This is a genomic window from Anaerolineales bacterium, from assembly GCA_003105035.1.
Classification (GTDB): Bacteria; Chloroflexota; Anaerolineae; order Anaerolineales; family UBA4823; genus FEB-25.
In genome coordinates this window covers 190,831-203,030 of record PQAL01000036.1, presented here as the reverse complement: position 1 = coordinate 203,030, position 12,200 = coordinate 190,831, and the positions used below count along the sequence as shown (strand labels likewise).

Sequence of the window (12,200 nt, the reverse complement as noted above, 5' to 3'; positions counted from 1 at the left end):
TGGGCAGCCTACACCACCCAAGGCGAGCTGCGTGTGATCGACATGGAGACTGGTGCTTCGACGCTGGTTGGAGCTTTCCCCGGTGGTGCTGAAGTCGACGCCTTGGCCTTCCCGATCGGTGGTGGTGACATACCCTGGCTGAATGAGAATCCAACAAGTGGAACCATCCCAGCTGACGGCGGTGAACAAGTCGCAAACGTGACCTTCGATGCAGGTGTAGTGACTCAACCGGGCACATACAATGGAACCCTTCAGGTTATGAGTAATGATCCTGAGAATGGAAAGATCGCCATTCTGGTGACGATGAATGTCAATGCCCCGCCAACCTTTGGTAAACTCGAAGGCTATGTTTACAGTCTGGGCTACTGTGATGGCGAGATGATCCCATTGAAGGGAGCTGAAGTAGTTATCGAAGGTGCTATTGGTGGTACGTGGACGGTCGAAACCGATGCGACTGGCAAGTACGCCTTCTGGCTAGATGAGGCCAACTCACCATTCTCCGTCGACGTGACCTACGATGGCAACGAAGCCGGGCACATGGAGGGCGTCATCATCGTTGGACAGCAGACGACCACGCAGGACTTCCACTTACGGTTGTTGCAACCCTGTGTCAGCGCTGAGCCAGTTCGAATGGATGCCTGGTTGTTATCAGGTAGCTCAGAAACGCAGGTTTTGGCACTGACCAATGAGGGTGCAGTGGATACACCATTCGCGATCAGGGAAATTTCTGGCACGGTCTCCACCAAAGCAGGATTTTCTGCACCGGCTGGTAATAGCTCTCCGCTTAGTGGTGTGACTCTCGAAGCCCCTGTAACTCCCTCTCAGTCTACAACTACCGGTGAATGCCTGGTTGCAATCACGGTGGGGTCCGATCCTGAGCAGTCAGCGCTACGTGCCACTTTGGATGAACTGGGTTATCCCTGGGTTGAGATTGATAGCGTCCTGGAAGCTCGCAATGCCGGTGCCGTTGTAATCATGGATCACTCGCCGGCTACTCCTAACTTGCCAGGAACCGATCTTCAGACATGGATGGAGGATGGTTTCGGCTACATCGAACAGGGTGACTGGCCGCAGTACTTCCCCGATACTTTTTCAGCAGCAGCCTCAGGCACTCCGCTCGACATTGTTGTAATGGATCCATCGCACCCCATCATGCGCGGGCTTCCAGCATCCTGGACTGGGTTAGGCTTCTGGGCATATGATTGGTTTCAGGATGCAGTTGGCTACCTGACGAACGCCACGTATCCAAATCTTGCCAAGGCAGGATACTTCGGATCACTCAACGACCGCGCAATATCATACGTTGAGGTTGGAGATGACGGGCGCGGAGTGTACCTCGGTTTGAATGTTCAGGGCTCCATGGCTGGTGACAATGAGAAACTGTTGTTCGATAATGCCCTTCGCTGGGCAGGTCACTGTGCTGTCGAAGATGTACCCTGGCTAACAGAAGATCCCGTTGAGGGAACCCTGGCTGCCGATAGTGGGTTGGATGTCGATGTAACCTTCACTGCACTGCCCACGATGACTTTGGGTACCTACACAGCGACTCTGATGATCGATACGGACGATCCAATCGTTGGGCAACAAGCTGTTACGGCTGTCTTGCACATCGTGGATGAGTTCCTGCCACCTGTTCCTGAATTTGTTGCAACAACCGAAGTGGTTGGCACACCTACCAGGTTCACGAATCTCAGCTTCGCAGGTATTCCTCCTGCTGAGTACACATGGAACTTTGGTGATGGCTCTAGCCAGCTGGTCGTGAGTACTATTGACGATGTCTATCACACATACGACAGGTTCGGGACTTTCACGGTTACTCTGAAAGCTTGCAACGGGTTGTTCCCATGCGTCTCCGTATCACATCCGGTTGTGGTTTTGCCCACAGGTACAATCTATCTACCTATCGTCACCAAGAAATAACTTCATATATGTCTCTTGATACTCAAGAGACAGATTGAAGCTCTATAAAGTGAAACCTGCGGGTGGAAACACCCGCAGGTTTTTTTTACCTGGTATGGAAGATTATGCTATACTAGGTAATATTCCACCAAAATTAATAGAGTAGCGAACAATGGCAAAGAAGGCACCTGATCAAGACGAAAATCAGCCCTTTGATTATTTTAAGCAAGTAGAGCAAGCCAAGAAACAAGAGAAACCGAGTGCTGATAACCTGGTCTCAGCGATACGCTCGGATATGCTGATGACCAGCAGCACTGCACCCACTGAGAAGAGCCTGATGGAGAAGGTGAATCTGAAGGTCGTTGTCGGTGTATTGCTGGCATTATTCATTATCATTCTTGTCTGGTTTTTGCTGGCAGGCCCTGGCCGCCCTATACTTGAGCAAAGCCTGGCTGGGCTGCTTCAGCCCCAGGGCACCCCCAACCAGGTGATTGAACCAACCGTCTATCAAGCTACCAACACACCCGTGCAACCTACGAAAACCAGCCTACCCAGCCCGACGGTACGCCCATCCAGCACACCAACAGTAAAATACGTCGTTTTACCGACCGCAACGGAAGTGGAAGCAACGCCCCCACCCGCTTCAGCGTGCCGCGATGCACTTACGATCACTCTCGCCGACGTGGGCCAGACGCTATGTGTTAAAGGCATCATCATCGAGACTGTTGAAAGACCCAATGCTTTCATGGTCATCTTTAATACGCAACCTGGATCCTTTTATTGGGTTACATATGACATGGTATGGTCGCAAGCTAAACTGGATACCTGTTACCAGACATCAGGGACCATTGAGCAGCTTGCCAGCAGCCCAATCTTGATCTTCAACTACGATAATATTCCTGAGGTGTGTCCATAATGGTTGAAAAGACGCTGATCATTGTTAATCCGATTGCCGGGCAAGGGTATGGACGGCAGGTTTTGCCGGAAATCGAGAATCTGGTTAAAGAGAACGCGCCGCAAAGTGAAATTGCTATGACAGAGTATGTCGGTCATGCAATCTTACTGGCCAGACAAGCAGCATCCGATGGTCACGGAATAGTCATTGCTGCAGGTGGGGATGGAACCTCCAATGAGGTATTGAATGGGCTGATGGAAGCCTGGGATAATGGATATCGGAACACAAAAATGGGCATCATTGCCATCGGTAGGGGCAATGATTTCGCCTTCGGCTTCGGTGTCCCCCCAGGGTTACCAGAAGGATTCAAGGTTTTTATGAAGGGTGATCACAAGCCGATGGATGTTGGTTTGGTTAAGGGAGGCGATTATCCGCAGGGAAGGTATTTTGGAAATGGGGTCGGGATCGGTTTTGATGCAGTTGTCGGCTTCGAAGCCATGAAGTTAACCCACTTGCATGGTTTCATGAACTACATGGTGGCTGCCCTACGAACGATCTTTCTCTTTTTCAATGCACCACTGGTCCGTATCGAATATGATGATGCGGTCATAACCCAACCATCATTGATGATTTCAATTATGAACGGGAGGCGGATGGGGGGAGGTTTCATGATGGCACCTCAAGCCAACACCAGCGATGGCTTGCTGGATTTGTGTATCGCCGGCCAATTAAGCAGGATTGGAATCCTAACTATGATCCCGCGGTTTATGAAAGGGACGCAGGCAACTCAGCCGCAGATCAAGACGGGACGGGCAGCCAAAATCCATGTCAAGGCAGAAAAAGGGACACTGCCAACCCATGCAGATGGTGAGACGATCTGTACAGCCGGCAGTGAGCTGGAAATAAAAATCATCCACTGTCCTCTGGAAATCATTGCGCCAGCTATGTAGCCATGAATATTGCTTACAATATCGTCAATACGTCCATTAAGGGATTCACCCGCATTCTCTGCGATGTAGATGATAGCCAGCTGGTGAAGGTACCCCAGGAAGGACCGCTTATTATTGCTTGTAATCACATCAATTTTATGGAAGTACCGCTGGTATTCACCCATCTGCAACCCAGGCAGGTGACTGGTTTCGCCAAGGCTGAAACCTGGGATAACCCTTTGATGGGACTGCTATTCGATTTGTGGGGAGCAATACCAATTCAGCGTGGTGAAGCTGATACGACTGCGTTTAGAAAGGCCTTAGAAGCTCTGGACCAGGGGAAAATCCTGGCCATCACCCCGGAGGGGACGCGCAGCGGAACGGGGAAGATGGGGCGTGGGTTGCCGGGAATCACCTTGCTAGCGCACCATAACAACACTCCCATCCTACCCATGGTTTATTATGGAAGTGAGAGATTTCGAGAAAATATCAACAGGCTGAAAAGGACTGATTTTAATATCAAGGTGGGTAAGCTGTTCAGGCTGAGGTTTCCTGAAACACGGTTAAGCCAGACGCTCCGCCAAAAAATGGTCGATGAGATTATGTATCAGCTGGCGGACTTGCTGCCTGAGGAATATCGGGGTCATTATGCAGATTTTTCGAAATACTCCACGGATTATATTGATTTCGCATAGACAATTATGTATATTCCAGATGGATCCGATTAGCAGTATACGATCAAGCCACAGGTAGGTTATAGTAGTTGAAACTGGAAGGAAAATGGAAGACATCGTCTTTTTCTATCCAGAAGGGCATGAAGCTCACCATGAAGCAGGACATCCTGAGCGCCCTGAACGAGTAGAGTCCATCAGGGAGGCTTTTATCCAGGCGGGAATATGGGAAGGGTACCCGAAGCTTGAACCGCTTGCACTATCTGATGAGATCCTCACATCTGTTCATTCACCGGCGTATCTGAACCTGTTGCAGCTAACCTGCAAGAGAGCGGGTCATTTGGATATGGACACCTACACGACTGTGGCTTCCTGGAAGCTCGCTCGACAGGCAGCTGGTGGCGCAGCTGCTGTGGCTGTGAGTACCTGGGAAGGAAAAGCCAGGCGGGGCTTTGCGTTGACCCGACCACCAGGTCACCATGCCATGCATGGGCAGGGAATGGGTTTTTGTTTATTAAACAATGTCGCCATTGCAGCTGAGCACCTGGTAAGCAATTATTCGATTGACCGGCTAGCAATAATCGACCTGGATTTGCATCATGGGAATGGGACGCAGGACAGCTTCTGGATGAGAGATGATGTTTTCTATTTATCAACCCACCAATCACCGTTTTATCCAGGAACTGGCCAGCTGGAGGATATCGGAGAGCAGGATGGCGAAGGATGGACAGCGAATTTCCCGCTACCTGCTGGCTCAGGTGATGAAGCATTCCAGGCCATAATGGATCAGCTGATCCTGCCGCTGCTTGAGCGTAAACAGCCCCAAATGCTGCTGGTCAGTTATGGTTTCGATCCACATTGGCTGGACCCGCTTGGACAGCTGTTATTAACAGCCAACGGGTATGCGGAACTGATCAGAAAATTGTGCATCTGGGCAGATTTGCACTGTGAAGGGAAAGTCAGCCTGTTCCTGGAGGGAGGCTATGACCTGGAGGCTGCCAGTGCGTGCAGCCTGGCCGTGACCAATGCCTTGCTCGGGAAAGCCTGGGAAGACCCATACCCTTGTCCATATAGAGAAAATACTGCCTGGAAGTACGTCGTAGAACGTGCAAAATCGATCTGGGAGTTGTAAATATAGATGAATATATAATTAATTGATACCTGTAACCTTGCAATCCGGTAATATCCGTGCTAAAATTATGACAGTAGAGGTATAGATAGTGGCGACGTTGAAAAGTGGGCAGCCCCCACTTTTCTTGCGTATAAGGCCAATCCCGTTGTCTTTTTTGTTCGGAGATAATTAAGGAATGAAAAACGAGTTCATGTTGGCATTTAATGAGGTGCTTGAGGAGAAAGGACTTCCGAAAAACGTTGTCCTGGAAGCCCTCGAAGCAGCGATGGTTTCTGCATACCGCCGGGCAGTGAACGCCTCCCAGGCGCAACTGGTTGAAGCCAAGATCAACCCTGAGACTGGCGAAGTTACGGTGTATGCTGAAAAAGAGATCGTTGATAGCGTGCAGGATGACCGCACAGAGGTCACTCTCGAGCAGGCTCAAAAATTGGACCCTAATGCTGAACTGGGTGGAATGATCGTTTGTGAAACGACGCCTAACAATTTTGGACGCGTGGCTGCTCAAACTGCACGCCAGGTGATCCAACAACGCATTCGAGAAGCTGAGCGTGATTCACAGATGAAATATTACGCCAAGCAGGTGGGTGAGATCGTCAGTGGTGTGGTCCAGGCAGTCACCCCGCAGCAAGTCACCCTTGGATTGGACATGAAAGCGGAAGGCGTCCTCCCCCGAAATCAGCAGATAAATGGTGAGCATTTCAGAGTGCATGACCGTGTCCAGTCGTTGCTGCTAGAGGTAAAGCAAACTCCACGTGGACCTCAAATTGTATTGTCGCGTTCGCATAGGAATTTCCTGCGCTGTCTACTTGAGAACGAAGTCCCCGAGATTTACCATGGATTAGTGGAAATCCGATCGATTGCCAGGGAACCCGGGCAACGTTCCAAGGTGGCCGTAGCTGCTTTACAACCCGCAGTTGATCCCGTGGGTGCCTGTGTTGGCATTCGGGGAGTACGTATCCAGGCGATCGTGCGCGAATTAAACGACGAAAAAATCGATGTCATCGAATATGACACGGACCCATCATCTTACATCGCGAAGGCGCTAAGCCCAGCCAGGGTGACGGGTGTGTACTTGAATGAACACGCCAAAGGCACGAAAACCGCTACAGTCGTAGTGATGGATGACCAGCTTAGCCTGGCGATTGGACGCGATGGTCAAAATGCTCGCCTGGCAGCCAAGCTGACGGGCTGGAGAATTGACATTAAATCCCTGCTAGAAGCTGCGGGTGATGCGGTTCACAGGCTGCAAAGCGACGTTGAATTTGTTTTCATGGCAGAAACAGAAGTGGAGAACATCCCCAGGATCGAGGTCATCCTGACTAAGAAGGCGGAAGGGCGACCCATCACCCCTGAAGAATATCAAATCTTGAGTCAATTCGTTGATCGGGTTGAGCGTGGTGTGATTCATCGTCGGACTGCAGAAAAGCTGGCGGATGAAGCCCGTCGAAAGGATATTCGTTCTAAGATACCGGTTGCAGCATTTGCGATGTCACTGGAAGACCTGGCCTTGTCTGACCGTATCTACGATCTACTCAGTTCGTCTGGATACGAGACGATCGGAGATTTGATGTTCCAGCTGGCATTAGACGAAGATGCCGTCTTGGGGATCAGTGGCATCGGTCCGAAAGCCATGGAAGAAATCAAGGAAAAACTGACCACGATTTCCTTCCCAGCACCGGAACCGGAAGTTGTCGAGGTAGTAACTGAAGCTCCAGCGGAGCCCGAAGTTGAAGTTGCAGTTGAAGAAGCTTTACCGGAAATTGAAGTTGCCGCTGTTCCTGAACAGCCAGCTGAAGTTGAAGAGCTTCAGGCTGCTGAACCTGTTGAAGCAGGTGCACAAGTAGTTGAAGAAATTTCTGAGCCTGTTGCCAGTGCTGAAGAGCCAGTTCCAGCGGTGAGTGGTGAAGTAACCGAAGGTGAACCAGAAAAAGTAGTCGATTTCAACGAGATCTTCACTTTACGTCCAGAAATCCTCGGCGTCCAGACGGAAACTGAGGAAGAGGAAGACGAAGAGGATCTTGATAAAAAAGGTAAGAAGAAGAAAAAGAAGAAGAAATTCGTGGAAGTTGAGTATGATCCTGACCGGGATATTACCGTGGTAAAGCGAAAGCGAAAACGCGGCGGTTGGGAAGATGATTGGACTTACTAGACGATTATAAGAAGGTCATGTGCCCCGCAGAACCGGTAGAAGAAGGCATATTCCACAACGCACCTGTGTTGGGTGCAGGCAGGTAATGCCGAAACGATCGATGATTCGCATCGTGAAAAGCCCGGGAGGTGTCGTGATCGATCCGACGGGAAAATTAGCTGGTCGGGGCGCATACCTTCATGACCTACGTTCATGCTGGGAGGCAGGCTTGTCTGGTTCACTCTCCAGTGCTTTAAAAGTCAGCTTTACCCAGGAAGAACGCGAGCGATTAATGAATTACGCCGCATCATTAGCGGACTAAGGGCCGATAATGATCGAGTGATCCATCTCACCCGCTCATAAGGGTCAAATAAATTGATGAATTGAGGTACCATATGAGCGAGAACGGCCATAATTCAAAGAAAATAGAGCTTTCATCAAGCATCACCGTGCGTGATCTTGCCCAGATCATGCAGACCAGCCCCATTGATGTCATCAAAGCATTGATGTCGAATGGAGTGATGGCGAGTATTAATCAACCGATTGATTTTGACACTGCTGCCATCGTGGCATCAGAGATGGGCTTTGAAGCTGTCCCTGAGAGTCCCAAGGTCACTGAACAAGACCTGGGTGAGATACCCCAATGGCGGAAAGTTATCGCCAAGGAAGCTGAGCAGAATCTATCAGCACGACCTCCAGTGGTGACCATCCTCGGGCATGTCGACCATGGAAAGACCACCCTGCTCGATGCAGTACGGGAAACGAACGTAGCCGAGGGCGAAGTCGGTGGGATCACCCAGCATATTGGTGCATACCAGGCAGAGCATAATGGTCACCTGATTACATTTTTAGACACGCCTGGCCATGCTGCTTTCACTGCAATGCGGGCACGCGGTGCCCAAGGCGCAGATATCGTTATCCTGGTAGTTGCAGCCGACGACGGTGTTATGCCACAAACCAAAGAAGCCATTGCCCATGCGAAAGCTGCCAAAGTACCTATCATCGTTGCAATGAATAAAATCGACAAAGCTAATGCCGACCAGGACCGCGTTAAGCAACAGCTAGCAGAAGCTGAACTGGTGCCTGACGAATGGGATGGAGATACGATCGTTGTTCCGTTGTCAGCCAAACGAAGGGAAGGCCTTGAAGACCTGCTGGAAGCGATCGTGCTGGTGGCTGATAATATGGATATCCGGGCGAACCCCAATGGGGAAGTTATCGGGACGGTCATAGAAGCAGAGCTAGACAAGGCAAAAGGCGCTATGGCGACTTTCCTTGTCCAAAATGGCACGCTTGAAGTCGGTGATGTGGTTGTAGTGGGAAAATCATTTGGCAAGCTGAAGGCTTTATTTGATTTTCGAGGGCGGAGAATTCGCAAGGCGGGTCCATCAACTCCGGTATCCGTGATGGGACTGAACGAAGTTCCTCAGGCAGGTGACCTATTTCAGGTCGTTCCCTCTGAACGTGAAGCACGCGTCATCGTGACAGAAAATGCAGCCGGAGGTAAGTCAACCACCTCTAATAAAAAGGCGCAGATCACACTGGAACAGCTCTTTGACCAATTTCAAGCTGGAGAAGTCCACGAATTAAAGCTGATAATCAAGGCAGATGTCCAGGGATCATTGGAACCGATCATTTCTTCGCTAAAGGATTTATGCACGGAAGCGCTGTCGGTCAATATCCTGTATGCAGAAACGGGGAACATTACTGAAAATGACGTGATGCTTGCGGCAGCATCCAAGGCGGTTATTGTCGGTTTTAGTGTTCAGGCGGATGTAGCAGCACGACGAGTTGCAGAGAAAGAAGGCGTCTCTATCCGGCTGTATGACATTATCTATCGGATGATTGAAGATATCGAGAAGGCACTTAATGGCATGCTCGAGCCGGTGGAAAAAGAGACTGTTTTGGGGCATGCTGAAGTGAGAAGGGTATTCCGAATTTCCAAGGTAGGCAATATCGCGGGTTGTTACGTGACTGATGGCGAGATCAGGAGGAATTTGCGGGGGAAAGTGTTACGGAGTGGTGAGATCGTTGCCATTGGCGAGATTTCATCCATAAAACACCTCCAGGAAGACGTAAAAGAGATCCGGCAGGGATTTGAGTGCGGTATCTCCATCCGGAACTTCGATGATTTTAATGAAGGCGATAAGATCGAATGTGTCCTGGTTGAGAAAGTACCTGCCGCATAGAAGGTTGTGTAAATTTGCATGGTATCCAAAACGCGCTTGACCAGAATATCGGATCGCATCCGTGAAGAACTATCAGAAATCGTCCTGATGGAGAGCAATGACCCACGCCTGAAAGGGGTGACCATCACGGATGTCGAAGTCGATAAAGAGCTGGCGTACGCTGAGGTATATGTGAGTGCGATCGAAGGAGTGGAGCGCTCACAGGAAGTACTGGCCGGGTTTGAACATGCCCAGGGATATTTGCGTAGTGAGCTGGCCCATCGCCTCGACTTGAGAGTCTTTCCACGCTTGCGATTTCATTGGGATTCTACTTTTGAAAAAGCTGACCATATCGAACGATTGTTAATATCTCTCCATCAAACTGATTCACAGGAAAAGGTAAAAAGTAAAAGGAAAAGGGTGGGAAAAAATGAAGGTCTCTGATCATGAATTGATTACAATAATTCGTGACCAATTTAACCTGGCAAAAAAATTCCTGGTACTATCACATCAGCGACCAGATGGCGATGCCATTGGGTCGTTGCTTGCGGTTGGCTTGGCATTACTCTCCGAAGGTAAGTCAGTTCAAATGGTATTAAAGGATAAGATCCCTGATAATTTCCGGTTCTTAGAGGGAAGTCAGCTGATTGCAACACAACCGCAAAGCGGGTATGAGTACGTTATTGTGGTCGATTCAGCTGAAATTGAGCGGACGAACACCGAATTTGACTACGCTTATGCAGATCTCAATATTGATCACCATAAGACCAATACTAATTTCGGAAAAATCAACCTGGTGGTACCCGATGCAGCAGCGACAGCTGAAGTACTGGCGGAAATCCTGCCTAAGCTTGGTCTTCAGATCACCAAGCCGATCGCAGATGCTCTAATCACGGGAATCGTAACCGACACAATCGGCTTTCGGACCACCAATGTAAATCCAGATGTCTTAAGGCTGGTTGCTTCTTTGATGGAAGCAGGTGGTGACCTGGCGGGTGTATACTACAAAACTGTTGTTGAGCAATCTCTCGCGTCAGCGCGATATTGGAGTGCGGGCTTATCAAAAATAAAGATGGAAAATGGCCTGGTATGGACTACCCTGACATTGGATGAACGCGAAGCAGCAGGCTACCCTTCACGTGATGATGCGGATTTAGTTAAAATTTTATCTGCGATTGAAGGCGCGAAAATCGCCGTTATCCTTACAGAACAAGATGAAGGTTATGTTAAAATAAGCTGGCGGCTGTGCGGCAGTGTTGAAACAAGTTTGGATGTTTCAGAGATTGCGCGCATCTTTGGCGGTGGGGGGCACAAAGCCGCAGCGGGTGCAGATGTGAAAGGTAACCTCGATAACATATTAGAGAGCGTCTTGGACCAGACGAAAGATGCACTGAATATAGTCACACATACTATCGAGAAGGTGCGATAGGATTATTTTAATGGGAATGAATATGAACAAGAATTATGAAGATCAATTAAAGAATGCTGTTTCGGGAGTATTAGTCGTTGACAAACCGGTTGGATTGACTTCGCACGATGTCGTACAGATCATCCGGCGGGGCACAAACATCCACCGTGCGGGACATACAGGGACGTTGGATCCAAGAGCATCAGGTGTGCTCGTTGTCCTGATCGGCCCCGCGGTTCGTTTAAGCGAGTATGTCTCTGCGTCTGATAAACGATATCAGGCAACTGTCCATCTGGGCAGCACGACCGATACATATGATGCAGAAGGAAAAATTACCTCTTCCAGCTCGGTTGATCACATCACCGAAGAGCAATTTGAGACCGCTCTGGAGCAGTTTATCGGTGAAATTCAACAGGTGCCACCGCCCTATTCTGCCATCAAGGTACAAGGAAGAAAAGCTTATGAGATGGCGCGTGAGGGCGAAGAAGTGGAACTTCAACCAAGGACTATTCAGGTTTACAGCCTGGAATTGCTGGAATGGAACCCGCCAGAAGCCGTCATCGATGTGTTTTGCTCATCGGGTACATATGTCCGTTCACTGGCCAATGACCTGGGATTAGCATTAGGATGTGGCGCTCACTTAGTCGGTCTGCGCAGGACGAAAAGTGGCCGGTTCACGCTACGTGATGCAGTTCCCTTACGCAGGCTGCAAGATGCATTTCATGTGGGTGATTGGTATAAATTCCTAATCCCAGCCGCTGAGGCATTAGGTGATTGGCATATGGTCGAGCTGGATGGTGATCAGGTCGAGTTGATTCGCCATGGTCACCGTATCACTGCAGAAGGTGATGCGAAGGGGTGGGTAAGAGGCATCAGCCAACAGGGAGACCTGGTTGCATTAATGGAGCTGGATGAAGCAACGAATGAGTGGCAACCACGCAAGGTATTTTTCTCATAGATAATGATCCTG

At 49.7% G+C, this 12,200-nt stretch carries 11 protein-coding genes; all 11 read left to right on the top strand.

The features are described from left to right. Positions 1 to 1,920: hypothetical protein (locus C3F13_15895; protein PWB50983.1), on the top strand; the 1,920-nt coding region annotated here is incomplete at its 5' end. 151 nt (positions 1,921 to 2,071) lie between these two features. After that, a complete protein-coding gene (locus C3F13_15890; protein PWB50982.1) occupies positions 2,072 to 2,815 on the top strand; it encodes a hypothetical protein in 744 nt (247 codons plus the stop codon). Then, positions 2,815 to 3,744 carry a diacylglycerol kinase gene (locus C3F13_15885; protein PWB50981.1) on the top strand — a complete coding sequence of 310 codons (930 nt, stop codon included), beginning with the start codon at positions 2,815 to 2,817 and terminating at the stop codon, positions 3,742 to 3,744. The genes C3F13_15890 and C3F13_15885 overlap by 1 nt, the downstream gene beginning before the upstream one ends. A gap of 2 nt (positions 3,745 to 3,746) precedes the next feature. Beyond that, complete coding sequence (locus C3F13_15880) at positions 3,747 to 4,418, top strand: 1-acyl-sn-glycerol-3-phosphate acyltransferase (GenBank protein ID PWB50980.1); 672 nt, start codon at positions 3,747 to 3,749, stop codon at positions 4,416 to 4,418. A gap of 85 nt (positions 4,419 to 4,503) precedes the next feature. Next, on the top strand, positions 4,504 to 5,526 hold the full coding sequence (locus C3F13_15875; GenBank protein ID PWB50979.1) for a histone deacetylase: 1,023 nt from the start codon (positions 4,504 to 4,506) through the stop codon (positions 5,524 to 5,526). Positions 5,527 to 5,701: 175 nt separating this feature from the next. Next, entirely contained in the window at positions 5,702 to 7,675 is a 1,974-nt protein-coding gene (locus tag C3F13_15870) for a hypothetical protein (GenBank protein ID PWB50978.1), read from the top strand. A 19-nt stretch (positions 7,676 to 7,694) separates the two neighbouring features. Beyond that, a complete protein-coding gene (locus C3F13_15865) occupies positions 7,695 to 7,976 on the top strand; it encodes a DUF448 domain-containing protein (GenBank protein PWB50977.1) in 282 nt (93 codons plus the stop codon). A 73-nt stretch (positions 7,977 to 8,049) separates the two neighbouring features. Next, positions 8,050 to 9,843 (top strand): translation initiation factor IF-2, encoded by a 1,794-nt coding sequence (locus C3F13_15860; GenBank protein ID PWB50976.1) that lies wholly within the window; start codon positions 8,050 to 8,052, stop codon positions 9,841 to 9,843. A gap of 18 nt (positions 9,844 to 9,861) precedes the next feature. Continuing rightward, positions 9,862 to 10,266 (top strand): 30S ribosome-binding factor RbfA, encoded by a 405-nt coding sequence (gene rbfA / locus C3F13_15855; protein PWB50975.1) that lies wholly within the window; start codon positions 9,862 to 9,864, stop codon positions 10,264 to 10,266. Beyond that, a complete protein-coding gene (locus tag C3F13_15850) occupies positions 10,253 to 11,251 on the top strand; it encodes a hypothetical protein (protein ID PWB50974.1) in 999 nt (332 codons plus the stop codon). Before rbfA ends, C3F13_15850 begins: the two co-directional genes overlap by 14 nt. 10 nt (positions 11,252 to 11,261) lie before the next feature. After that, on the top strand, positions 11,262 to 12,188 hold the full coding sequence (gene truB / locus C3F13_15845; GenBank protein ID PWB50973.1) for a tRNA pseudouridine(55) synthase TruB: 927 nt from the start codon (positions 11,262 to 11,264) through the stop codon (positions 12,186 to 12,188). Positions 12,189 to 12,200: the final 12 nt, after the last annotated feature.